Annotated in this window: 19 protein-coding genes and 1 pseudogene; 7 read left to right on the forward strand and 13 right to left on the reverse strand. The window is 64.1% G+C overall.

The window, feature by feature from the left end:
* Nucleotides 1-300: 300 nt before the first annotated feature.
* Nucleotides 301-1296, forward strand: coding sequence for a catabolite repressor/activator (gene cra, locus ACF8SD_RS01985; RefSeq protein ID WP_392483470.1), 996 nt, complete (start codon nucleotides 301-303; stop codon nucleotides 1294-1296).
* Between the two features lie 2 nt (nucleotides 1297-1298).
* On the forward strand, nucleotides 1299-2075 hold the full coding sequence (locus tag ACF8SD_RS01990) for a TatD family hydrolase (RefSeq protein ID WP_392483472.1): 777 nt from the start codon (nucleotides 1299-1301) through the stop codon (nucleotides 2073-2075).
* Nucleotides 2076-2097: 22 nt separating this feature from the next.
* Here the strand turns inward: ACF8SD_RS01990 and ampE are convergent, their stop codons facing one another.
* From ampE to ACF8SD_RS02005, 3 genes are all read right to left on the reverse strand, one after another.
* Complete coding sequence (gene ampE, locus ACF8SD_RS01995; protein ID WP_392483473.1) at nucleotides 2098-2928, reverse strand: regulatory signaling modulator protein AmpE; 831 nt, start codon at nucleotides 2926-2928, stop codon at nucleotides 2098-2100.
* Entirely contained in the window at nucleotides 2925-3497 is a 573-nt protein-coding gene (gene ampD, locus ACF8SD_RS02000) for a 1,6-anhydro-N-acetylmuramyl-L-alanine amidase AmpD (protein WP_173887609.1), read from the reverse strand. Before ampD ends, ampE begins: the two co-directional genes overlap by 4 nt.
* Before the next feature lie 73 nt (nucleotides 3498-3570).
* The gene (locus tag ACF8SD_RS02005; protein WP_392483474.1) at nucleotides 3571-5700 is read right to left on the reverse strand and encodes a DUF1631 domain-containing protein; all 2130 of its coding nucleotides are present in this window, start codon (nucleotides 5698-5700) and stop codon (nucleotides 3571-3573) included.
* 221 nt (nucleotides 5701-5921) lie between these two features.
* Between ACF8SD_RS02005 and nadC the strand changes: the two genes are divergently transcribed.
* A complete protein-coding gene (gene nadC / locus ACF8SD_RS02010) occupies nucleotides 5922-6770 on the forward strand; it encodes a carboxylating nicotinate-nucleotide diphosphorylase (RefSeq protein ID WP_173887607.1) in 849 nt (282 codons plus the stop codon).
* A 148-nt stretch (nucleotides 6771-6918) separates the two neighbouring features.
* Here the strand turns inward: nadC and trxB are convergent, their stop codons facing one another.
* On the reverse strand, nucleotides 6919-7881 hold the full coding sequence (trxB, locus tag ACF8SD_RS02015) for a thioredoxin-disulfide reductase (protein WP_003247318.1): 963 nt from the start codon (nucleotides 7879-7881) through the stop codon (nucleotides 6919-6921).
* 322 nt (nucleotides 7882-8203) lie between these two features.
* On the opposite strand from trxB, the gene cysZ reads away from it, so the two are divergent.
* Nucleotides 8204-8932: a sulfate transporter CysZ gene (gene cysZ, locus ACF8SD_RS02020; RefSeq protein ID WP_392483475.1), complete on the forward strand. Its 729-nt coding sequence runs from the start codon at nucleotides 8204-8206 to the stop codon at nucleotides 8930-8932.
* A 166-nt stretch (nucleotides 8933-9098) separates the two neighbouring features.
* Here cysZ and ACF8SD_RS02025 read toward each other — a convergent pair whose 3' ends face one another.
* On the reverse strand, nucleotides 9099-9530 hold the full coding sequence (locus ACF8SD_RS02025; RefSeq protein ID WP_370649550.1) for a methyl-accepting chemotaxis protein: 432 nt from the start codon (nucleotides 9528-9530) through the stop codon (nucleotides 9099-9101).
* A 108-nt stretch (nucleotides 9531-9638) separates the two neighbouring features.
* Nucleotides 9639-10415: pseudogene (locus ACF8SD_RS02030) on the reverse strand (PAS domain-containing protein); the annotation flags it as partial.
* A gap of 176 nt (nucleotides 10416-10591) precedes the next feature.
* On the opposite strand from ACF8SD_RS02030, the gene ACF8SD_RS02035 reads away from it, so the two are divergent.
* Nucleotides 10592-11782, forward strand: coding sequence for a glycosyltransferase family 4 protein (locus ACF8SD_RS02035; RefSeq protein ID WP_392483476.1), 1191 nt, complete (start codon nucleotides 10592-10594; stop codon nucleotides 11780-11782).
* Nucleotides 11783-11904: 122 nt separating this feature from the next.
* Here the strand turns inward: ACF8SD_RS02035 and ACF8SD_RS02040 are convergent, their stop codons facing one another.
* Together ACF8SD_RS02040 and ACF8SD_RS02045 are read right to left on the reverse strand one after the other, a co-directional pair.
* Nucleotides 11905-12387, reverse strand: coding sequence for a glutathione peroxidase (locus tag ACF8SD_RS02040; RefSeq protein ID WP_392483477.1), 483 nt, complete (start codon nucleotides 12385-12387; stop codon nucleotides 11905-11907).
* Between the two features lie 144 nt (nucleotides 12388-12531).
* Complete coding sequence (locus ACF8SD_RS02045) at nucleotides 12532-13017, reverse strand: peptidylprolyl isomerase (RefSeq protein WP_173887601.1); 486 nt, start codon at nucleotides 13015-13017, stop codon at nucleotides 12532-12534.
* Between ACF8SD_RS02045 and ACF8SD_RS02050 the strand changes: the two genes are divergently transcribed.
* Together ACF8SD_RS02050 and pta are read left to right on the forward strand one after the other, a co-directional pair.
* The gene (locus ACF8SD_RS02050) at nucleotides 13016-13318 is read left to right on the forward strand and encodes a DUF3565 domain-containing protein (protein WP_173887600.1); all 303 of its coding nucleotides are present in this window, start codon (nucleotides 13016-13018) and stop codon (nucleotides 13316-13318) included. The genes ACF8SD_RS02045 and ACF8SD_RS02050 overlap by 2 nt on opposite strands.
* Nucleotides 13319-13349: 31 nt before the next feature.
* Nucleotides 13350-15437 (forward strand): phosphate acetyltransferase, encoded by a 2088-nt coding sequence (pta, locus tag ACF8SD_RS02055; RefSeq protein ID WP_173887599.1) that lies wholly within the window; start codon nucleotides 13350-13352, stop codon nucleotides 15435-15437.
* A gap of 34 nt (nucleotides 15438-15471) precedes the next feature.
* Here the strand turns inward: pta and ACF8SD_RS02060 are convergent, their stop codons facing one another.
* From ACF8SD_RS02060 to ACF8SD_RS02080, 5 genes are all read right to left on the reverse strand, one after another.
* On the reverse strand, nucleotides 15472-16194 hold the full coding sequence (locus ACF8SD_RS02060) for an OmpA family protein (protein WP_029887746.1): 723 nt from the start codon (nucleotides 16192-16194) through the stop codon (nucleotides 15472-15474).
* 108 nt (nucleotides 16195-16302) lie between these two features.
* Nucleotides 16303-16947, reverse strand: coding sequence for an MBL fold metallo-hydrolase (locus ACF8SD_RS02065; protein ID WP_392483478.1), 645 nt, complete (start codon nucleotides 16945-16947; stop codon nucleotides 16303-16305).
* Between the two features lie 71 nt (nucleotides 16948-17018).
* Nucleotides 17019-17711, reverse strand: coding sequence for a sensor histidine kinase KdpD (locus ACF8SD_RS02070; protein ID WP_009682688.1), 693 nt, complete (start codon nucleotides 17709-17711; stop codon nucleotides 17019-17021).
* The gene (locus ACF8SD_RS02075; protein ID WP_392483479.1) at nucleotides 17708-19315 is read right to left on the reverse strand and encodes a response regulator; all 1608 of its coding nucleotides are present in this window, start codon (nucleotides 19313-19315) and stop codon (nucleotides 17708-17710) included. Before ACF8SD_RS02075 ends, ACF8SD_RS02070 begins: the two co-directional genes overlap by 4 nt.
* Nucleotides 19316-19473: 158 nt before the next feature.
* Nucleotides 19474-22191 (reverse strand): LuxR C-terminal-related transcriptional regulator, encoded by a 2718-nt coding sequence (locus tag ACF8SD_RS02080; protein WP_392483480.1) that lies wholly within the window; start codon nucleotides 22189-22191, stop codon nucleotides 19474-19476.
* Nucleotides 22192-22601 lie beyond the last annotated feature (410 nt).

Here is a 22601-nt window from a genome sequence, read left to right on the forward strand (position 1 = left end):
CTGCGCGTTGCAAGCGAAAGCAGGCAGTGCACCGACACGCTTTTTCTTATAGCTTGCAAGTTGAAATTTGCAGCTTGGGGCTGCCAGCCTAACGCTTGCAGCTTTCTCGGCCGAGGCAGAAAATCGGCAGCTGAAACGTTTAATCTGACCAGGCGGCCACGTTACTCGATAATCTGCCAAGGAAAAAGCCCCATCTTGTCGGACAATTGCGACAATAGTCGTCTGCGCGGATGGCCGGTAGCCGGTCAAACTAGCCGGCCCGGCCTGCCCGCCAGCCCCGGTAACAACAAGGAAAATTCGGTGAAACTCAGCGATATCGCCCGTCTGGCCGGTGTGTCCGTGACCACCGCCAGCTACGTCATCAATGGCAAGGCTGAACAGCAACGCATCAGCAGCAGCACGGTCGACAGGGTGCGCGCGGTGGTCGAGGCCCACGGCTTTACCCCCAACCCACAGGCTGCTGGCCTGCGCAGCCGGCATACCCGTACCCTGGGGTTCATTCTCCCGGATCTGGAGAACCCCAGCTACGCGCGCATTGCCAAGCAACTGGAACAGGGCGCCCGCGCCCGCGGCTACCAGTTGCTGATCGCCAGCAGCGATGACCAACCCGAAAGCGAACGCCAGTTGCAGCAACTGTTCCGCGCCCGTCGTTGCGATGCGCTGTTCGTTGCCAGTTGCCTGCCAGCCGAAGATGACAGCTACCGCGAACTGCAGAACAAAGGCATGCCGGTGATCGCCATCGACCGCCGCCTGAACCCTGCGCATTTCTGTTCGGTGATCAGCGACGACCGCGACGCCAGCCGCCAGCTGGCCGCCAGCCTGCTGCGCGCTGCGCCACGCAGCATTGCCTTGCTCGGCGCCCGCCCGGAGCTGTCGGTCAGCCAGGCCCGTGCCGGTGGTTTCGATGAAGCACTGCAAGGCTATGCCGGTGACGTGCGCCGCTACCAGGGCGAAGCTTTCAGCCGGGCATGCGGCCAGCGCCTGATGCAGCAATTGATCGACGACCTGGGGGGCCTGCCCGATGCCCTGGTGACCACCTCGTATGTGCTGCTGCAAGGGGTATTCGACACGCTGCAAGCGCGCCCCGCCGACTCCCGACAGCTGCAGTTGGGCACGTTTGGCGACAACCAGCTGCTCGACTTCCTGCCCCTGCCGGTCAATGCCATGGCCCAGCAGCACGGCCTGATCGCCGCCACCGCGCTGGAACTGGCGCTGGCCGCCATCGAGGAAAAACGCTACGAACCTGGCGTGCATGCCATAGGCCGTACGTTCAAACAACGTATCGCCGCAGGCTGAACATGCAGCTGATTGACACCCACACCCACCTGGACTTCCCCGACTTCGACGCCGACCGCCCGCGCGTGCTGACCAACGCGGCGGCCCGCGGGGTGAAACGAATGGTCGTGCTTGGGGTGTACCAGGCGAACTTCCAGCGGGTGTGGGCGCTGGCCAGCGGCGAACCAGGCCTGTTCGCCGCGCTGGGCCTGCACCCGGTCTACCTGGAGCAGCATCGGCCCGAGCACCTGCAGCAATTGCGCGAGTGGCTGGAGCGCCTGCGCGGTGACCCACAGCTGTGTGCAGTGGGCGAATTTGGCCTGGACTATTACCTCGAACACCTGGACAAGGCCCGCCAACAGGCGTTGTTCGAAGCACAACTGCAGATGGCGTGTGATTTCCAGCTGCCGGCGCTGCTGCACGTGCGCCGCAGCCATGCCCAGGTAATTGCCACGCTCAAGCGCTACAAACCGGCACGGGCGGGGGTGGTGCATGCCTTTGCCGGCAGTTATGAAGAGGCCCGCGAGTACATCAAGCTGGGCTTTCGGCTGGGGCTGGGCGGTGCAGCGACTTGGCCGCAGGCGTTGCGGCTGCGCAAGACCCTGGCGCGCCTGCCGCTGGACAGCGTGGTGCTGGAGACCGATGCGCCAGACATGGCCCCGGCCATGTTCCCAGGGGTAAGGAACAGCCCGGAGCATTTGCCCGAGATAGCCGGTGCGCTGGCGCAAGTGATGGGTGTCGAGGCCGGCGAGCTGGCTGCAGCGAGTACCCGCAACGCGTGTGAGCTGTTCGGCTGGTAGCCGCGCTGCCGCCCGCCTGATTTCAGGCCAGCACCGTCCACAGCGCAAACGCGGCATACCACAACACCGCGCAGCGCAGCAGCAGCTCCCACAGGCTGTCCAGGCGCCCCAACCCACGCTGGCTGTCTTCATCGTCGGGAATGTCGTCGGCAACGCGCCCGACCCGGGCCACCAGGTGTGCGGCGCTGATGTGCCAGTTGAGCACCTCGTGCAGCATCACCCGCGTCACCGCCAGGAAATTACCCACCAAGGCAAAGCTCAACGCCAGCACGCGCACCGGCAGCCAGTCCATGATGTGTCGCAACTGCTCGGCGCGCGCCTTCAGCACCGCTTGCCCGCTGTGCCCAGCGCACAGCGCCAGTAACCGATACGCCAACGCTGCCCCCGGCCCCAGCACGAAATACCAGAAGATCACGGCGAAGAAGCCCTGGTACACCTGCCACAGCAAGTGGCCCTGCACCCGCACCAACAACGTGTGCGGCTCATCGGCCGCCAGGCCAAGGTCGCGCTCTGCCCCGTGCAAGGCGGCCTGGTCATCGCCCCGGCGCCAAGCGTCACGGAACGGGCCAAGCGACGCCTTGGCGTCACCGCGGCCCAGGCTGTAGACCAACACCAGCAGATGCACCGGCAGCGCCAGCAGGCCATAGGCCACCGGCTCCAGTACGTGCAACAGCAAGACCAGCAGGGCGACCGGTGCCAGCACCAGAAGCGTCAGCGTCCACCACGGGTGAACCTTGCCGCTGCGCTCCAGGCGCACCAGCTCACCAAGGAAAAAACCGTCACGTTGCACCTGATGGCGCAGGGCCGAGAACTTCTCGACCCACAGCGCCAGCACCAACACCAGAAAACTCATGCCTTGTCCTCGTTGTGCTGCAGCGCATCACGGTAGCGCGGCCAGTCGAATGCCGGGCCGGGGTCGGTCTTGCGTTGCGGGGCAATGTCGCTATGACCCTGGATACGGCCCAGGTCGATGGCCGGCCAGGCGCAGCAGATGTGCCGGGTGAGCTGTTCCAGGACAGTGTACTGGGCATCGGTATAGGGCAGGTCGTCAGTGCCTTCCAGCTCGATGCCGATGGAAAAGTCATTGCAGCCCTCGCGGCCGTCGAAGCACGAAACACCTGCATGCCAGGCGCGGTCGCACAACGACACGAACTGAGTCACCGCGCCATCACGCTCGACGAACAGGTGGGCAGACACGGTCAGGTGGCTGATGCTGGCAAAGTACGGGTGTTCCTGGGGGTCCAGGCGGTTCTGGAAAAACTGCTGAACCTTGCCGGTACCGAAACACGCCGGCGGCAAGCTGATGTTGTGAATTACCAGCAGGGAAATCGCTTCACCTTCCGGCCGAGCATTGAAGTTGGGCGAAGGGCAATGGGTGATTCCGTTTCCGTGGAACCAGCCAGTGGCACGGTCCAATTGCATGGGGCAGATCCTGAAAACGCCTTGAACAGGACAACAGTATGCCTTGCGGCTCACGCCCTGTGCAGGTGAAAGATCACGGGCGCAGGCCGTCAAGTACGGCCTCCAGTGCACGCTCGAACAACAGCCCGTCACCCAGCACCCGCACTTCGCCGCGCTGCAGTGCCCTGGCCAGGCTGGCGCTGCTCCACTCTCGCACGTTCAGGCCGGTGCGGTTGCTGAACACCAGCCTGTCGCTGTTCTCGACACGTGCTACCAGCTTGCAGCGCAGCGGTGGGTCTTCATCCAGCACCTGGACCCAGGTTCCGACGCGCAGGCGCTGCGCCTGGCGCACTGCCGCAGCGTGCCCGCTGTCGCCCCCTGGCGGCGGGCAGCCTGGTTCTTCGGCACTTGCCAGGACAATCGCTTGCGTCACCCGCACCTGGTCCAGGGGTTGCCACTGGCCTCCCCCGCAGGCGCACAGGTGCAACCGCTCAAGCTGCTGGAAGAACGCGCGGGTAGTGAGCGAGTCCTGCGCCACGCTGGCCAGGCCGTCGCGCAACGCCTTGAGCAGGCCTGGCACCTGCTGCAACAAGGTTTGCGGCTCACGCCCCGGGGTCACGCTGTGCAGCAGGGTGTCCATGGTCTGCACGGCATCGCACCACGCCCTGGAGCCCTCGCCGTGCTTCAGCCAGGCCAGCAACAGGACCTGGCTCCAGGCCTGTACCAGCATCTGCACCACCACCTGGGGCAACACCTGGCCGCGCAGACGCTGGTTGAGCAATTGCTGCACCTGGTGCCTGGCCTGCAGGGTGCGTGCGCGGCCCTCTTCGGCGTCGCGGGTACGTTGCTCGAGCAAATCGCTGCGCCGCCGCTCTTCTTGGCTGAACGCCAGAAAATCTTGCAGCAGGTCGTCGAACACGCGGGTGTCTTCGTCAAAATCACTGAGCACGCGTTGCACGATCAGCGCCACCCGCACGTGCAGACTGTCACGCACATCTTCGCGGCCGCTCTCCCAGCCGATCGCTGCCGCTGCGATTTCGTTGAGCAGCCGACGCGCGGGGTGGCCAGCCCGGCTGAACAACCCCTTGTCCAGCAGCGCCACCTTCAGCAGGGGAATGTGCAGCCGGATGATCAGCGCCCGCAGGCTGGCCGGCAGGTTGTCGTCCTGCTGAATGAACCGGAACAGCAGGTTCACCAGGTTGATCATGTCTTCGTCGGCGACCGCGATGCGCCTGCGTATACCACTGCGCACGCTGACCCGCAGCAGCAATTGCTCAAGCTGTTGGCCAAGCTCGAAATCATCTGCCTCGTGCGTGGCAGGCACGTAGTGCTGCAAGTGGGTCAGTAACCGCAGCAGGTCGGCAGTGCTGATCGGCTGGGCGGCAGCCACCGCCTGCAAACGTGGGGCAAATTGCCCCCGCACCGGCGCCAGCAGGGTTTGCAACGAGGCAAAAAACGCCTGCCCGGCCGCGTCCGCGCCCACATCCTGGCCTGGCATGGGCGGGCAGCGTCGCGCGCCCATGCGCCGCTGCTCGGCAGGCCGGCGCGGAAGCGGTTGCAGTTCGGGCAGCACACCGGCGGCCGCCAGCAGCTGGTTGGCCTCGCCGTAGATCACATCGGCATCACTGAGCACATAGCGCTCGAACAGCGTGAGCAACACCAGCTTCACCCGCAGGCAAACCCCCAGGCTACGCCCGGCATCGAGGAAGTAACCGCATAATGCAGCGGGCCCCAGCGGGTTGTCGCGCTCGTACACGGGGCGGTCGAGCACCACCTGCAAGCGTAGCCCCAGCTGTTGCAAGGCCGGGCGGTGACGGGCCAGCACCCGCTCCACCATGCCTTCGACAGCAGCGCCCCGCTCGGCCTGCGCTTTGCCGCATGTGTTCCCCGGCAGGGCCAGGTACTGCAACAGGTCCGCCTGGCCGATGCGGGCGAAGGTGGCATGGAAGATGTCGAGAAAGCCACGCTCGATGCTTTTGCGCTTCAGGCGCAGGTCGCGCATGGCCTCGAAATACAAGTTCTGGTCGGCGTGCTCGAAGGCTTTGTCAGCCATCTCGAACAGGGTGTCGTCAGCGTTGTCGAACAGCGCCTGCAAGCCCAGCCGCAACTGCAGGGCGGCCTTGTCGCGTACTTGCAACAGCAATACCGGAAGGCAAGGCAGAGGCGCACGCCGGCCTCGGTCGATGGCTGCCGCCAGGGGCACCACCTTGCCTTCTTCATGCATCCTGGACTCCTTGCAGGGTGTGTGGCCCGCCGTAGCAGGTGTCGTCAAAGCTATGACGCCAAATACTGGTCGCCATTATCAGCAAAAACCCGCAGCGCTGCCAGCACGGATTCAGCCCAGGCAGGCGCCCGCCACCCGCCGACCAAAGGTCGTCGCCAAGGCGGCTGTACACACCAGCCCCCTGCCCTATAATCGCCGGCATCTTGCTTGTGGAGCCGACCATGCCGAACCTACGCCTAGCCGACCTGACCGCTGAAATCGAAGCCAACGTGCGCCGTGCGCTGTTGGAGGACATCGGCAGTGGCGACATCACCGCGCAGTTGATCCCGGCCGAGCGCCTGGCCAAGGCGACCATCATCACCCGCGAGGACTGTGTGATTGCCGGCACTGCCTGGGTCGATGCGGTGTTCCGTCAGCTCGACCCGCGGGTGGCGGTGCACTGGGAAGTCACTGACGGTGACCGTGCCAGCGCCAACCAGCCCCTGTTTCACCTCGAAGGCCCGGCCCGTTCGCTGCTCAGCGGTGAGCGCAGTGCCCTGAACTTCCTGCAACTGCTGTCGGGTGTCGCCACCCGTGCGCGCTTTCTTGCCAGCCTGGTAGAAGGCACCCAGGTGCGCCTGCTGGACACGCGCAAAACCCTGCCTGGCCTGCGCCTGGCGCAAAAGTATGCGGTGACCTGTGGCGGTTGCGACAACCACCGCATCGGCCTGTACGACGCTTTCCTGATCAAGGAGAACCACATCGCCGCCAGCGGCGGCGTGGCTCAAGCCGTAGCGGCCGCGCAGCGCATTGCCCCGGGCAAACCGGTGGAAATAGAAGTGGAAAGCCTTGGCGAATTGCGCGAGGCGCTGGCGGCGGGGGCCGACATCATCATGCTCGACGAACTGAGCCTGGAAGAAATGCGTGAGGCTGTGCGCATCACGGCAGGCAAGGCCAAGCTGGAGGCCAGCGGCGGGGTCAACGAGAGCACCCTGCGGGTGATTGCCGAAACAGGCGTGGACTACATCTCGATCGGGGCGATGACCAAGGATGTGAAGGCGGTCGACCTGTCGATGCGGCTGAGCCTGTGAGCTGATCACAGGCAAGCCAGCTCCCACATTTTGTAGGAGCGGCCTTGTGTCGCGATGGGCTGCGCAGCAGCCCCAATCAGTCTGCGATCACACTTGAGTGGACAGCATCAGGCTTTCGAGCCGATTTCCTGTTGGGGCGCTTGGCGAATCAAAACGAGGCGTTGGCCAGCCCGTCCAGGTAGCGCTCGACGTCCAGCGCTGCCATGCAGCCAGCACCGGCCGAGGTGATCGCCTGACGGTACACGTGGTCGGCCACGTCACCGGCCGCGAATACGCCTTCGACGTTGGTGGCGGTAGCATTGCCTTCACGGCCGCCGTTGACCACCAGGTAGCCGTCCTTGAGGGTCAGCTGGCCTTCGAACAGCGACGTGTTCGGGGTATGGCCAATGGCAATGAACACGCCATCGACCTTGATTTCATCGCTGCTGCCGTCGTTGTTCTTCAGGCGCGCACCGGTCACGCCCATGTTGTCACCCAGTACTTCGTCCAGGGTGGCGTTGAGCTTGAGCTCGATCTTGCCTTCGGCCACACGGGCGTTGAGCTTGTCGACCAGGATCTTCTCGGCGCGGAAGGTTTCGCGGCGGTGCACCAGGGTCACCTTGCTGGCGATGTTGGCCAGGTACAAAGCCTCTTCCACGGCAGTGTTGCCACCGCCCACCACAGCGACCGGCTTGTTGCGGTAGAAGAACCCGTCGCAGGTAGCGCAGGCCGAAACGCCCTTGCCCATGAAGGTTTCTTCCGACGGCAGGCCCAGGTAGCGGGCGCTGGCGCCTGTGGCGATGATCAGTGCGTCGCAGGTGTACTTGCCGCTGTCACCCTGCAGGGTGAACGGCTTGTTGGCCAGGTCGACAGCGTTGATGTGGTCGAACACGATTTCGGTTTCAAAACGCTCGGCATGCTCCTGCATACGCTGCATCAGGGCCGGGCCAGTCAGGCCGTGCGGGTCGCCCGGCCAGTTGTCGACTTCGGTAGTGGTGGTCAGCTGGCCACCGGCCTGCATGCCGGTGATCAGCAGCGGCTTGAGGTTGGCACGGGCGGCATAGACCGCAGCGCTGTAACCGGCAGGGCCGGAACCCAGAATGATGACGCGCGAATGACGTACTTCAGACATGTCGAACTCCTGTCGAGCGGGCCGGTCTCGATACACCGGCGGCGCCAGCTGGAAAATTTAAAAGGACCCACGCAGCACTTGGGGAAGGCTACAACGCGCAGGCCCAGAAAGCGGAAAGTTGAACGCACTGTAGCGAGGTCGCAAAGATTAAGGAAATATCCTTCGACAATCCACCTCATAGGCATCGTCTATGCTGCGATTTCATCGGTGATCATACTGTCGATGCTTTTGTTACAGCCGGTTTCCCGACCCCATGCTGCCTTTCGTCGGCACGCCAAACTCGGTAAGGTCAGCGCGTTTCCCTTCTCTGCGGAGTACCCTGATGCAAGCCCCTGTCCTCTCTGGCCCCCAATACCTGCGCGAAGGCCTGAAACTGGTGCTCAGCCCCAACCTGCGCTTGTTCGTGCTGCTGCCGCTGGCGGTCAACCTGCTGCTGTTCGGTGGCCTGATCTACTTCGCCGGGCACCAGTTCAGCCTGTGGGTGGATACCCTGATGCCGACCTTGCCCAGCTGGTTGAGCTTTCTCACGTACATTCTCTGGCCGTTGTTCGTCGCCCTGGTGGTGTTGATGGTGTTCTTCACCTTCACGCTTGCCGCCAACGTCATCGCCGCGCCGTTCAACGGCTTTCTCGCCGAAAAGGTTGAAGTGGTGGTACGTGGCGAAGACAACTTCCCGGCGTTCAGCTGGGGCGAACTGCTGGCAATGGTACCGCGTACCCTCAGTCGCGAAATGCGCAAGCTGGGCTACTTCCTGCCACGGGCCATCGGCCTGTTCATCCTCTCGCTGGTTCCGGTGGTCAACGTGGTAGCTGCGCCGCTGTGGCTGATCTTCGGTGTATGGATGATGGCCATCCAGTACATCGACTATCCGGCAGACAACAACAAGATGAGCTGGCAGGACATGCTCGCCTGGCTGCGCCAGAAGCGCTGGCAGAGCCTGGGCTTTGGCGGGGTGACGTACCTGGCGTTGCTGATCCCGGGGGTGAACGTGCTGATGATGCCGGCGGCGGTGGCCGGGGCTACGTTGTTCTGGGTGCGGGAGCGGGACTGATCCCTGGGCGTTATGCGATCTCTGTAGGAGCGGCCTTGTGTCGCGATAGGGCCGCAACGCGGCCCCAGGATCTCAACGTTAATGCACAAATTGTTGGGGCCGCTTTGCGGCCCTATCGCGACACAAGGCCGCTCCTACAAAAAGCAGAGCGCGTCTGGTTTGGGTTTCAGTGCCCCAACCGGCTGGAAAACTGCCCCACCACATCCACCACCCGCTTCGCCCCGTCCTGGATCTCGACAATCACGTTGCCCGTCTGATCGGCCAGCGCCAGCCCCTGTTCGGCCTGGCGCTTGCTGGTGTCGATGATCGTCACCGCCGCTTGCGCCAACTGCTCGTTCTGCTGCACCACCCGGGCGATTTCCTCGGTGGCGCTGCTGGTACGCGACGCCAGTTGCCGGACTTCGTCGGCAACCACGGCAAACCCGCGCCCCTGCTCGCCTGCACGGGCGGCCTCGATGGCCGCGTTGAGCGCCAACAGGTTGGTCTGCCCGGCAATATCGCTGATGGTCTTGATGATCGAGCCGATCACCCGCGACTGCGTGTCCAGCGCCTGGATACCCTCGGCCGCCTCTTGCATCGAAGCTTCCAGGCCGCGCATCACGCTGACACTCTGGGTGACCACCCCGGTAGCCTTGCGCGCGCTGGCATCGGTGCCCAGCGAGGTGGTGTAGGCCACATCCGCCGCTTCGGCCACCGCCTGTTCCTGGTTGACCTGGTCGGTGATCACGGTGGCGAATTTGACCACCTTGTACAGCACGTCGTGGGCATCGAAGATCGGGTTGTAGGAGGCCTCCAACCAGACCACCCGGCCGTGGGCATCGATGCGCTTGAAGCGGTCAGCCACGTACTCGCCACGACGCAGCCTGTCCCAGAATGCCTGGTAAGCGGTTGAGTTGGCCTCTTCCGGCGTGCAGAACAGACGATGGTGCTTGCCGCGAATCTGCTCCAGGCGGTAGCCGACCGTGGCCAGGAAGCGCTCGTTGGCGGTGAGGACGTTACCGTCGAGGTCGAACTCAATGACCGCCGTGGAGCGCATCAGCGCCTTGATCAGGCTCTCATGTTCGCGCGAAGCCTCGATGGTGCGGGTCAGGTCGCTGGAATGCAGGGTGAAGTACCGAATGCGCCCCTCGCTGTTCTTGACCGGTTGCAGGATCGAGCGCAGCCAGGCTTCCTGGCCATTGCCGCGCAACAGGCGAAAAGCACCGTTCAGGTGCTCGCCACGGGTGATGGCAACTTTCATCCGCTGGTAGAAGTCCAGCGATCGCACATGGGCGGGGACGATGTCCTCGATGTTGCGTCCAAGCAGTTGGTCGGCCCGGTAGAGCATCTCGCTCTCGAAGTTGCCATTGACCATCTCGATCCGTCCCTGGGGGTCGAGTTGCAGCACCAGCATCTCGCTGTCGAGGCTGCTCTTGACCTGTTCGATACACATCAGGTCTTCGCGCAGTTGCCGGTTTTCTTGCTTGAGCTTGTTGTTGAACATCACCGCTCTCCTGGAGCGCAACAGGTGGTCGAATGCATCTTCATCGGCCGACGGCACGGCCCCTTGAGCGGCGCACCAGGAAATAATCTGCACGCTGCACAAGCCGATGGTCAGCTGTCACCTGCGCGCCACGTGACCGTCACATTGACGCAATCGGGCAGGCAGAAACTTTTGCCATGAACACACCTGCACTACGCATTACCCTCGTCAGCGAAACCTTCCCACCCGAAATCAACGGCGTGGCCAACACCCTTGGGCGCTTGAGCGAAGGGTTGCGCCAGCGCGGCCATCAGGTTGAGCTGGTACGCCCACGCCAGGCCGGCGATAACCACGCACAGCATGATCCACAGCTGGTGCTGTGCCGCGGCTGGGGCCTGCCGGGTTACCCAGGCTTGCAATGGGGCGAGGTGTCGATGCACACGCTGCTACGCCGCTGGCGCCGGCAGCCCCCGGATGTGCTCTACATCGCCACCGAGGGGCCGTTGGGGCTGAGCGCGCTGCGCGCTGCCCGGCGCCTGGGGTTGGCGGTGGTCAGTGGCTTCAACACCAACTTCCCGCAGTACTCCGGCCACTACGGCCTGGGCTTGCTGAGCCGCTTGCTCACCCTCTACCTGCGCTGGTTCCACCGGCGCACGGCGGTCACCCTGGTGCCCAGCGCAAGCCAGCGCCTTGAGCTTGAGCGCCGCGGCTTCCAGCACCTGGGGTTGCTGGCCCGCGGGGTCGACGCCTGCCTGTTCAACCCAGCCCGGCGCAGCCAGGCTTTGCGCGAAAGCTGGGGGCTGGGGGCAGACGACATCGCCGTGCTGTACGTCGGGCGCCTGGCGGCAGAAAAGAACCTACGCCTGCTACAGCCTTGCCTGCAGGCCTTGCAGCAAACCTACCCACACAAACGCCTGCGCCTTGTCCTGGTGGGTGACGGCCCGCAGCGCGCCGCCCTCCAGCAGCAGCTCCCCGAGGCGCTCTTCTGCGGCGCCCAGCGCGGCGAACTGTTGGCAGAACATTACGCCAGTGGCGACCTGTTCCTGTTCCCCAGCACAACCGAAACCTTCGGCAACGTAGTGCTCGAGGCCATGGCTTCGGGGTTGGCGGTGGTTGCCTGTGACCAGGCGGCAGCTGCGCAACATATCCACCATGGCCACAACGGTGCGTTGGCCATGCCGGGCGACCAGCCCGCATTCATCGAAGCCGCCTGCTGGCTGCTGGAGGAAGAGGAAACGCTGCGTCGCGTGCGCCTGAATGCACGGCAGCATGCCAGCCGCCAGGGCTGGCCGGCGATTGTCGAACAGTTCGAGGGGTATCTGCATGCGGCCCGGAACCAGGCTGCGACTTCACCAGCTTCGAGGCTGGGTGCTATGCGATCTGTGTAGGAGCGGCCTCGTGTCGCGATCGGGCTGCAAGGCGGCCCCCGGATATCGGCATTGTTGCAGCTATCGAGGGGCTGCTCTGCAGCCCGATCGCGACACGAGGCCGCTCCTACACAGGGACCGCGTCAGGCCAACGCTTTCTCGATGGCCTGCACCACCGCCGGGTCATCTGGCGCCGTGCGGGGAGAAAAACGCGCCAGCACCCGGCCGTCCTTGCCCACCAGAAACTTTTCGAAGTTCCAGGTGATGTCGCCGGGGAACTCGGCGCCCTCACCCGCCAGCAGGCGATACAGCGAATGGCGCTGCGCCCCGTTGACCTCAAGCTTGCCCGCCAGCGGGAAGCTCACCCCGTAGTTGAGGCTGCAGAATTCCTGGATTTCCTTTGCGCTGCCAGGTTCCTGCCCGGCAAACTGGTTGCACGGCAAGCCAAGCACATTGAAGCCTTTGTCCTTGTAGACCTGGTAGAGGTTTTCCAACGCCTTGTATTGCGGTGTGAGACCACATTTGGAAGCCACGTTGACCACCAGCACCACTTGGCCCTTGAACGGTGCGAGGGGCAGTTCCCCGCCGTTCAGCGCCTCCAGTTTCAGCTCGTGAAATGCACTCATGATGAACCCCCTCTCAGCTTCCGGGTTGCCGCGCAGGCAAATCGCGCCCACTAAAAAGGCGCCCGTTCAAACCGCCCACCTCCCGTAGGAAGGCAGATCGGCTTGCCCGAGCGCCTGGCGACTTTCTGAGCTTAGCGCAGAAAATCAGTGGTGATGGCCACCTTCACCGTGGATGTGACGGTGAGCGATTTCTTCGTCGCTGGCGTCACGCACGTTGACGACCTTGACCTTGAAGTTCAGACGCTGACCAGCCAGCGGGTGGTTGCCGTCAACGGTGATGTCGTCGCCGTCCACGTCGCGGATGGTCACGATCTGCATCTGGCCATCCGGCGCCGAAGCGTGGAACTGCATACCCACTTCCAGCTCGTCGACGCCTTCGAACAGGCTGCGGTTCAGGGTGCTGACCAGCTCGGCCAGGTATTCGCCGTAGGCGTCTTCCGGCTCGATGGCAACTTCCAGTTCGTCACCGGCTTGCTTGCCTTCCAGGGCTTTTTCCAGGCCTGGGATGATGTTGCCGGCACCGTGCAGGTAAACCAGCGGCGCGCCACCGGCGGAGCTGTCGATGGTCTCCCCGGCGTCGTTGGTCAGGGTATAGTCGATGGAGACAGCCTTGTTGGCGGCGATCAGCATGGGGCAAGACCTTTTGCAAAAGAATGTAGAGCGCACCAGTGTAACCAAGCCACCGCCCGATTGCGAACGCACTGGCGTGCAGCAACGGTCCATCAGTCGGATCATCGGCTTTCACCAGGACGAAGAAGGCCACTGGGTAGCCGAGCTGTCCTGCGGCCACACCCAGCACCTGCGCCACCAACCGCCGTGGCAGGCACGCCCGTGGGTGCTCGACCCGGCCCAGCGCCTGCAACGTATCGGCCAGCCGTTCGCATGTGGCTGGTGCGCACAAGGGGCCGATAGCGCTACCCTTGGCCGTTAATTTCTTGCACCGCTTATTTCGAGAAGCACGCATGCAGACATTTTTCATTGCGCCGACCGACTTTGGTGTCGGCCTGACGTCGATCAGCCTGGGCCTGGTGCGTACCCTGGAACGGGCCGGGCTGAAGGTGGGTTTCTTCAAGCCCATCGCCCAGCCCCACCCGGGCGACACCGGCCCCGAACGCTCCAGCGAACTGGTCGCCCGTACCCACGGCATCAAGCCCCCCGTGCCCATGAGCCTGGCCCAGGTCGAGCGCATGCTCGGCGATGGCCAACTGGACGAACTGCTGGAAGAAATCATCCGGCTTTACCAGCAAGCCTGCATCGGCAATGACGTGGTCGTGGTCGAAGGCATGGTGCCCACGCGCCACGCCAGCTATGCCGCGCGGGTCAACCTGCACCTGGCCAAGAGCCTGGATGCCGAGGTGATCCTGGTCTCGGCGCCGGAAAACGAAGTGCTCAGCGAGCTGTCCGGGCGGGTCGAACTGCAGGCGCAACTGTTTGGCGGCCCACGCGACCCGAAAGTACTGGGGGTGATCCTCAACAAGGTCCGCACCGACGAAAGCATGGCCGACTTCGCCACCCGCCTGCGCGAACACTCGCCGCTGCTGCGCGGCAATGACTTTCGCCTGCTGGGCTGCATCCCCTATCAGCCCGAGCTGAACGCACCGCGCACCCGCGACGTGGCCGAGTTGCTTGGCGCCCAGGTGCTCAATGCCGGCGATTACGAACAACGGCGCATGAGCAAGATCATCATCTGCGCGCGCACCGTGGCCAATACCGTGCCGCTGCTCACCTCCGGCACCTTGGTCGTCACACCGGGCGACCGCGACGACATCATCCTGGCCGTCAGCCTGGCTGCGATCAATGGCGTACCGCTGGCCGGCCTGTTGTTGACCAGTGACAGCAAACCGGACGCTCGCATCCTCGGGCTGTGCCGCGGGGCGCTGCAGGCGGGCCTGCCGATCCTGTCGGTCAGTACCGGTTCCTACGACACCGCCAACCAGCTCAATTCGCTCAACCGGGAAATCCCGGTGGACGACCGCGAACGCGCCGAGTTCATCACCGACTTTGTCGCCAGCCACCTCGACGCAACCTGGCTGCACCAACGTTGTGGCACCCCGCGCGAGCTGCGCCTGTCACCGGCGGTGTTCCGCTACCAATTGATCCAGCGCGCGCAGCAGGCAAACAAGCGCATTGTTCTGCCAGAAGGTGCAGAGCCGCTGCTGGTGCAGGCAGCGGCCATCTGCCAGGCCCGTGGCATCGCCCGCTGCGTGCTGCTAGCCAAGCCCGAGGATGTCGACGCGGTCGCCCGCGCGCAGGGCATCACCCTGCCACCAGGCCTGGAAATACTGGACCCGGAGCTGATTCGCGGGCGCTATGTGGAACCGATGGTGGAGCTGCGCAAAAGCAAGAACCTCAACGCGCCAATGGCCGAGCAGCAACTGGAAGACCCGGTGGTGATCGGCACCATGATGCTGGCCCTGGATGAGGTGGACGGCCTGGTGTCGGGGCTGGTGCATTCCACCGCCAACACCATCCGCCCTGCCCTGCAGTTGATCAAGACCGCGCCGGGGGCGAGCCTGGTATCGTCGGTATTCTTCATGCTGTTCCCCGAGCAGGTACTGGTGTACGGCGACTGCGTGATGAACCCTCACCCAAGCGCCGCCGAACTGGCGGAGATTGCCCGGCAAAGTGCCGAATCGGCGCAAGCCTTCGGCATCGCGCCACGGGTGGCGATGATCAGTTATTCGAGCGATTCGGCCAGCGATGAGGAAGTGGGGAAAGTGCGCGAGGCGACCCGCCTGGCGCAGGCCGCCACGCAAGGCTTGCTGATCGATGGGCCGCTGCAATACGACGCTGCAGCCAACCCGGCAATTGCCCGGGACTTGGCGCCCACCAGCCAGGTGGCCGGGCGCGCCACGGTCTTCGTATTCCCCGACCTGAACACCGGCAACACCACGCACAAGGCGGTACAGCGCAGTGCCGACGGGGTCAGCCTGGGGCCAATGCTGCAGGGCCTGCGCAAGCCGGTGAACGATCTGCCACGCGGGGCGCAGGTGGACGATATCGTCCATACCATTGCCCTGACGGCGATTCAGGCCAGCGTAGGGCGCTGAAACAAACGGGGCCGCAACGCGGCCCCATGCCTATTCAGGGATACTGCTGCACCTGGCCCTGCTGCTGGTCATACTGCTGGCCTGGAATCGGCTTCAGGTTCACTTCGACACGGCGGTTCTGCGCACGGCCATTGGCATCGGCGTTGCTGGCGATTGGCTGGTCAGGGCCCATGCCACGTACCGACAGGCGCGAGCTATCCACACCCTGCGAAGTCAGGTAGGTACTGACAGCCTGCGCCCGGCGCTGGGACAGGTCCATGTTGTGCTGGCGGCTGCCGGTGCTGTCGGTGAAACCGACCACTTCGATGGTGTTCTGGTTGAACTGCTTGAACGAGCTGGCGAGGTTGTTCAGCGGCTGGTAGAAGCTTGGCGCGATGTTGGCCGAATCGGTGGCAAAGGTGATGTTGCCCGGCATGATCAGCTTGATCTGGTCACCCTGGCGCTGCACTTCCACACCGGTGTTGGCCATTTGCGCGCGCAGCTCGGCTTCCTGCTTGTCGGCATAGTAGCCATAACCGGCGGCGGCAGCGCCCACGGCGGCAGCGCCGATCAGGGCGCCCTTGCCACGGTTGTTGTGGTCGATGGCGGCACCGGCGATCGCACCGGCCAGCGCACCCAGGCCACCGTACTTGGCAGTCTTGCTCATCCCGGTAGAGCCCTGCGCCTGCCCTTGGTTGTCGTAAGGGTTCTGACTGGCACAGCCGGTCATCAGGGCAGCGGCAGTTGCGACGATAATCAGACGACGCATGGTGAACATGGACAAGCTCCTACTCAATTCATGAATGCGACAGATCGCAAATGCATCTATGCCAGCCTTGGAACGCACCGGCAACGAAAAATTCCATGAAAGCGCCTTCATGTGCCGTCAGGCACGCACGAACGGGTTTTCGCGCATCTCGTCACCCAGCCGTGTATCAGGCCCATGGCCGGTGACCACGGTGGCCTCCTCGTCCAGCCGGTACAGCCGCTCCTTGATCGAGCGCACGATAGCCCGCTGGTCGCCACCCCACAAGTCGGTGCGGCCTATGCCCCGGCGGAACAAGGTGTCACCTGCGATCAACAGCTTGGCGTCGGCGAACCAGAAGCTCATCGAGCCAGGCGTGTGCCCGGGGGTGTGCAAGGCCACGCCGCAGCCGCACGCCAGTTCTTCGTCATCGGCCAGCCAGCGATCAGGCGACGGCACCGGGGTATAGGGCACGCCGAACATCTGGCACTGCATCTCCAGGTTGTCCCACAGTGCCTGATCATCCTTGTGCAGATGCAGCGTGGCGCCAGTCAGCGTCTTGAGCTTGCCCGAGGCAAGAAAATGATCGAAGTGGGCGTGGGTGTGGATGATGCTCACCAGCGTCAGGCCATGGGCCTGCAGGCGAGCAAGGATCTTGTCTGGATCACCGCCCGGGTCGACGACGATGGCTTTTTTGCTCAACGGGTCGCCGATGAGCGTGCAGTTGCACTGCAAAGGCCCGACAGGGAAGGTTTCGCGGATGAGCGCAGGCAGGGGTTGGGTCATGGTGTTCTCGCAGGTAAAGCCGGGTTTCTGCGCAAAGCCTGCCAGGAAAAGCAGGCAGGTGCACCAAATCCCTACGGCAGAAACAACTTGAACAAGCCACCGCCCAGTGCACCGCCATTGGAGATCTCGATGCGCCCACGCACCCCGCCACTTTCATGCAGCGCCGCAATGCGCGCGGCAAAGTACAGCCCCAGGCCGGTGCTGCCGCTGGTCGAGTCGATACCCTGGGTATATTCCTCCTGGCGGTCGAGCATGCGCTGTGGATAACCCGGGCCGTCATCGTTGACGCAAATGGCCAGCTGGTTGTCGGCCTCTTCGATGCTGATCAACAAGGCATGCCCGGCAAAGCGGGTGGCATTGGTGATGACGTTGGCGATCACCGAGGCCACCAGCTCGCGGTCGAAGAAACCCAGCGGGTTATCGGTGTCGATGCGCCAGGTGGCGAGAATATCGTTGTGCTTGAGCACTTCCTCGTGCGCCGCCAGCTGGGCCTCGATGAAATCGTCCAGTTCGTGGTAGTCCGGGCACACCGGCAGCTGATTCACACCAAGCTTGTACAACCCCAGCAGCTGCACCAGCATGCCGTTGAGGTGACGAAACTCGTGCTCCATGATCCCTTGCTCGGCGCCGCCGCGCAGTTCCTCGGGCAGGCGCTCCACCCACTGGCCGTGGCACTGGATCAACGCCGCGAGGGAGCTTTTGAGGTCGTGCACGGTGGAGGCGATCACCGTGGAAAAATCCAGCCCCTGATTGTCTTGATTCATGCGCCGAACACTCGGATGTGCAGTTTGCGGTAACGGTCATAGCGATTGTCGCTGGCAGGGATACCGGCCACGCTGGTCAAGGCGTCGCGGCATTCCTGCATGATCGCGGGCTGGGGGTTTTCACCACCAATGCGCAGCAGCGCCTGGGCGGTGTTCAGAGCGATGCTGATGTTCCTGGGCTGTAGACCCAGCGCCTTGCGGAACAGTTGCAACGCCTCGCCGAGCTGCCCTCCCTGGTAACTGCGCACACCCTGGCGATTGAGGGTGACCGCTTCGGTAATGGCGTTGAGCACACTCGGGTCGTCCGTCAGCTTGCCCACTTTTTCCATGACCTTGGGGTCATCGCCATAACTTTCCACACAGCTTTTCAGTACGCCGATGGCGGCGGCCTCCTGGCCCATCGCCTGCAACTGCGCGGCGACGGTGAGGGCCGAATCGACCGAGAAGAACTGGTTCATCTTGTCCAGGCGCAGAATGGCCTGATCGGTCAGCTTGGCAGCCGTTTCCGGGTCACCGGCCTGCTGCAGGCTGGCGGCCTTCATCATCCGCGCACGCACCTGCAAGCCTTGGTCTTCGGGGTTTTCCTTGGCCACTTCACTGAGCGTGGTGTTGATCTCGACGCGGGTACGGGCGTCCAGGCCAAAGCCTGCATTCTTGCTCATCAGCGCCTGCACCAGGCCCAAGTTGTTTTCCGGGTCTTTGTAGCGCGAACTCTGCCCTTGGTTCACCGCATGGCGGAAGGCCTTGGAAGCGCTTTCGAAGTCTTCGTTTTCCAGCGCCAGCTTGCCCAGGGTCGACTGCCGCCGCACCGACAATGGCGACAGGCGCACTGCCTCTTCCAGCAGGCTCTGCGCACGCTTGCTTTCGCCTTGGGCCACCAGCACTTCGGCCATGCCATCGTACAAGGCTGGCATGATCGGGAAGGCTTTGAGCGCCTGCTCGTATACGCCCTGGGCCTGGGCATTCTGGCCACGTTTGTGCATCAAGGCCCCCAGCGCCGCGTACACCCACGGTTGCGGGCGGCTGGCGAGAATGGCCTTGAGAAATTTCTCCAGCTCATCGAAGCGGTTGAGGTTGCGCAAGGCATCGGCCCGGTAGCGCAGGCACAGGGGTGCCAGGCGCGGGTCCCTTTTGCACAGCTCGGCGCATGCCGCCAGCACCTCGCCCGGGCGGTTGCGGTCCAGCGCCTGCAATATCGGCTTGAGCAGGGTTTTGCGCTGGAACAGCTTCTCGACCCGCTGGGCCAGCCCCACCCGGTTGAACGGCTTGGTCAGGTAGGCATCGGGCTCGTGCTCGATGGCACTGAGAACGATGGCCTGGCTGCTCTCGGCGGTGACCATGATGAACACGCACTCATGGCTGATGTGCTTGTCGATGATCAGGTCTTCGAGTACCTGCTGGCCATTCTTCTTGCCATCGCCCAGGTGGAAGTCCTGCAGGATGAAGTCATAGCGCTTCTGCGCGCACATGCGCAGCGCCTGCTCGCCGCTGTCGGCGGTGTCGACGTCGCGCACACCCAACTCACGCAACATGGAACGGGTCGACGTGCGAAAGTCGGTGAAATCGTCGACGATCAGAAAGCTCTTTTGCCCGTACTGCAGCATCAACACGACCTGCCCTGGAATGATTGAAAAATCGCGCGAGGCGATGCCACCGATCGCTGTATCGGCAGCTGGCCGGGAAAGATGAGCATCGAGCATTATCGGCCGCGAACATGGCCCGAGGCCATTACTTTAACGGGCGGTAGCCAGCACCGCCAGCACTACGCCAGCAACCCCAGTGACTTGGCCTTGGCCACCGCCTGGGTCCGCCGCTCCACGCCCAGCTTGCTGTTGATATGGCTGGCGTGGGTTTTGACCGTGTGCAAGGAAATGAACAAGCGCTCGCTGATCTGCTGGTTGGAGCAACCTTGGGCGATCAGTTCGAGCACAGCCAGCTCACGGCCGCTCAGGGCCTCGCAGCAACCGCCTGGGGCGCTTGGCAACGCTGGCAAATGCCCCAACAGGTCGACCTGCACCGGGCAGCCAGCCCTGGCCAGCAACTGGTCCTGCAGCCACTGCGGGTGCCGCTGCAGCAACGGCTGGAACGGTTGCAGCACGCCCCCGCGTGCGGCCTCCAGCAAGCCGGGCAACAACTGCGCGGCCTGGCCATCGCGGCCTTCGTCCAGCAACAGCAGCATCCACTGGCTGAGCGCGCTGACGGTGAGCATCATGCCGCCGCTGGCCTGGCCGCGTTCGACCAGCCCGGCCAGGCGCTCGAGCGCCTCTGTGCGACGTGACAGCACCCGTTCGAGCAGCGCCTGCTGCAGGGCGATATGCACCGGCAGCAGCGGGTGAAACTCTGGCGCCGCCGCCGGCTGCTCACCGCCATAGGTCTGGCCCAGGCGCAGCAACCAGGACTCGGCCAGGTCGACGCGCCCCTGGGCCAGCCACAGCTCGCATTTGACCAGGGTGATCATGGCCAGGTAGTAAACCGGCGGCACGTCCCAGATATGCATCAGCCGTTCCGCCTCGGCCAGTTCGGCAAAGGCCTCGGCGAACTGCCCTTCGCGACCATCGAGGGTGGCAATCACGCAGTGGCCGATAAGCACGCTGATGTCGCGGCAGGCACGTGCCTCACCCAACCCCGCGCGCAAACGTGCCCGGCCCTGGGCCGGTTGCAGGCGCGAGACCAGCAGGTAGCCTTCATACAGCGTCAGGCGGGCGCGCACCGCATACAGCCGCTGCGCCGAGAGCCCTTGCAGGCGCTGCAGCCCCTGGCGCACTTCATCCAGTGCGCGCAGCACCTCGCCACGGGCGTGCAACACCCGCGCCCGGTCATAATGCGCCAACGCCTCGAACAACGGGTTGCCGACCCGCTGGGCCAGCTCCAGCGCCTCACGGTTCCAGCCACGGGCGCGCCAGAAGTCGCCATCGGCAATCGCCAGGTTGGACAACGTCGACAAACAGACCAGGCGCTGCCCATAGCGCTTGCCGGGCAGGCTCTGCAGGGCTTCGCCACAATAGGCCAGGGTGCGCTCACGATCACCGCGGCCACGGGCGATGACACCGCTCAGTGCCAACCACTGGGCCAGCATGGACTTTTGCGCGGTCGCCGAAGGTGCAGGCAGGAAGCGGCTGAGGTGGCCTGCCAGTTCTTCAGCCGCATCCAGCTGGCAGGCCAGGCCCAGCGCCCAGCTGTACAGCACGATCAGCCGCGGGGTGCTGATCAGCAGGCTGTCGGGCAGGTCCATCTTCCAGCGCAGCAGCATGCCGACATTTTGTTCGGCCAGCAGTTGTTCCTCGGACAGGCTCTGTACCAGGTCGGCAGCGACATCGAGGTGGCCGGCACGCAGGGCCTGCTCCACGGCTTCATCCAGCAACCCCTGGCGCTCGAACCAGCGGCAGGCACGCAGGTGCAGGTCGGCCAGTGGCTCACTGGCCTGGCGGCTGCGCAGCAGGTCGGAGAACAGGTGGTGGTAGCGGAACCAGTGGCCATGCTCGTCCAGCGGTACCAGGAACACCTGGTGTGCCTGCAAGAAGCGCAGGATCGCGGCGCTGTCGTCGCGCCCCCGCAGCGCATCGCACAGCGGGGCGCAGAAGCGCTCCTGGCAGGCGGTTTCATCGAGGAAGGCCTGCACGTCGGCAGGCAGCATGTCGATGACCTCTTCGAGCAGATAGTCGCGGATCAGGCCCTCGCCCCCGTGCAGGGCCTGCGGAAGAGCCTGTTCGTCGGCGCTCTCGCTGACCGCCAGTTGCCAGAAGCGCAACCCCGCCACCCACCCGTCGCTGCGCTGGATCAGGTTGTCCAGCGCCTGGCCTCGCAAGCCGTTGGGCTGGCGACCGATCACCGCCAGCGCTTCTTCGGCGGTCAGCCGCAGCTCCTGTTCGTTGAGCTCGACCAACTGCCGTGACAGGCGCAGACGTGCCAGGTGCCAGTCCGGCCGCTGCCGGCTGGTAACCAGCAACACCAGGCCCGGCGGCAAATGGTTGAGGAAAAACTGCAGGCAGCGGTCGAGTACCGGCCCCTGGGCCAGGTGATAGTCGTCGAGCACCAGCAGCAACGGCGTATCAGCACGCAGGTACTGCGCCAGCTCGTCGAGCAGGCCATCGAGCCACTCCTCGAAGGCGAATGGCTGATGGCGCTGGCGCATTTTCAACAGGCCCATGGCCTGGCCGCCCAACGCCGGGCAGTACTGCTGCAGGCCTTCGAGCAGCCGCTCGAGAAAGCGCCCAGGGTCGGCATCGCGCTGGCTCAGGCCCAGCCAGAGGCTGCGCCAGTGATCGGGCAGCGCCTCGCAGAACTCGATGGCCAGCGAGCTCTTGCCGAAGCCGGCCGGCGCGCTGACCAGCAGCAAGCGCCCACCAAGGCCGGCGTGCAAGCGCTGGCACAAACGCGGGCGCAGCACGTGCCCGTCCGGCAATGGCGGCCGGAAGAAACGCCCGTCCAGCAGGCCCAAGGCCTGAGTCGCGAATCCATGCGTGCGGGACAACTCTGTCATGGCCGGCTCGTTCTGGTTGGAAGACTACGGCGATATGGATGCCTGCGAGACTAGCCGGTAACGCTACGCATTTGAAGGTGATGGAAACAATTGCCGTCGAAAAGACTGCGACAAAAAGCGACATGGCTGATGGACACGGCGGCAGGGGCGGGTTTGGGCAGGTATTCAGCGGACTTATCGCCCGTTCAGGCTTGCACGCCGAGGGCATGGAGCGGCCAATAAAAACGCCCCGGTAAACCGGTAATGCTGCTCGCTCAAGCAACTGGGGCCGCATTGCGGCCCATCGCAGGGAAGCCACAGGGATCGCATTAGGGCTGACAGGTGTTTGTCAGAAGATATGCAGCGCCTGGGAGACCGAGCGCCGCCCGCGCGGCGCTTCGCGGGTAAACCCGCTCCTACGTTTGTTTCGG

This window comes from Pseudomonas sp. CJQ_9, from assembly GCF_043106615.1.
In the GTDB taxonomy this organism is placed as follows: Bacteria; Pseudomonadota; Gammaproteobacteria; order Pseudomonadales; family Pseudomonadaceae; genus Aquipseudomonas; species Aquipseudomonas juntendi.

What these genes read in the sequence shown, in the direction of transcription:
- pta (WP_173887599.1), top strand. Translation starts at nt 13,350, where the DNA reads ATGCAGACATTTTTCATTGCGCCGACCGACTTTGGTGTCGGCCTGACG.
- cysZ (WP_392483475.1), top strand. Translation starts at nt 8,204, where the DNA reads ATGCAAGCCCCTGTCCTCTCTGGCCCCCAATACCTGCGCGAAGGCCTG.
- ACF8SD_RS02050 (WP_173887600.1), top strand. Translation starts at nt 13,016, where the DNA reads ATGGGGCAAGACCTTTTGCAAAAGAATGTAGAGCGCACCAGTGTAACC.
- nadC (WP_173887607.1), top strand. Translation starts at nt 5,922, where the DNA reads ATGCCGAACCTACGCCTAGCCGACCTGACCGCTGAAATCGAAGCCAAC.
- ACF8SD_RS02045 (WP_173887601.1), bottom strand. Translation starts at nt 13,017, where the DNA reads ATGCTGATCGCCGCCAACAAGGCTGTCTCCATCGACTATACCCTGACC.
- ACF8SD_RS02080 (WP_392483480.1), bottom strand. Translation starts at nt 22,191, where the DNA reads ATGACAGAGTTGTCCCGCACGCATGGATTCGCGACTCAGGCCTTGGGC.
- ACF8SD_RS02025 (WP_370649550.1), bottom strand. Translation starts at nt 9,530, where the DNA reads ATGCGCGGCCTGGAAGCTTCGATGCAAGAGGCGGCCGAGGGTATCCAG.
- ACF8SD_RS02035 (WP_392483476.1), top strand. Translation starts at nt 10,592, where the DNA reads ATGAACACACCTGCACTACGCATTACCCTCGTCAGCGAAACCTTCCCA.
- ACF8SD_RS02005 (WP_392483474.1), bottom strand. Translation starts at nt 5,700, where the DNA reads ATGCATGAAGAAGGCAAGGTGGTGCCCCTGGCGGCAGCCATCGACCGA.
- ACF8SD_RS02065 (WP_392483478.1), bottom strand. Translation starts at nt 16,947, where the DNA reads ATGACCCAACCCCTGCCTGCGCTCATCCGCGAAACCTTCCCTGTCGGG.
- ACF8SD_RS02060 (WP_029887746.1), bottom strand. Translation starts at nt 16,194, where the DNA reads ATGTTCACCATGCGTCGTCTGATTATCGTCGCAACTGCCGCTGCCCTG.
- ACF8SD_RS01990 (WP_392483472.1), top strand. Translation starts at nt 1,299, where the DNA reads ATGCAGCTGATTGACACCCACACCCACCTGGACTTCCCCGACTTCGAC.
- ACF8SD_RS02040 (WP_392483477.1), bottom strand. Translation starts at nt 12,387, where the DNA reads ATGAGTGCATTTCACGAGCTGAAACTGGAGGCGCTGAACGGCGGGGAA.
- ACF8SD_RS02070 (WP_009682688.1), bottom strand. Translation starts at nt 17,711, where the DNA reads ATGAATCAAGACAATCAGGGGCTGGATTTTTCCACGGTGATCGCCTCC.
- trxB (WP_003247318.1), bottom strand. Translation starts at nt 7,881, where the DNA reads ATGTCTGAAGTACGTCATTCGCGCGTCATCATTCTGGGTTCCGGCCCT.
- ampD (WP_173887609.1), bottom strand. Translation starts at nt 3,497, where the DNA reads ATGCAATTGGACCGTGCCACTGGCTGGTTCCACGGAAACGGAATCACC.
- ampE (WP_392483473.1), bottom strand. Translation starts at nt 2,928, where the DNA reads ATGAGTTTTCTGGTGTTGGTGCTGGCGCTGTGGGTCGAGAAGTTCTCG.
- ACF8SD_RS02075 (WP_392483479.1), bottom strand. Translation starts at nt 19,315, where the DNA reads ATGCTGCAGTACGGGCAAAAGAGCTTTCTGATCGTCGACGATTTCACC.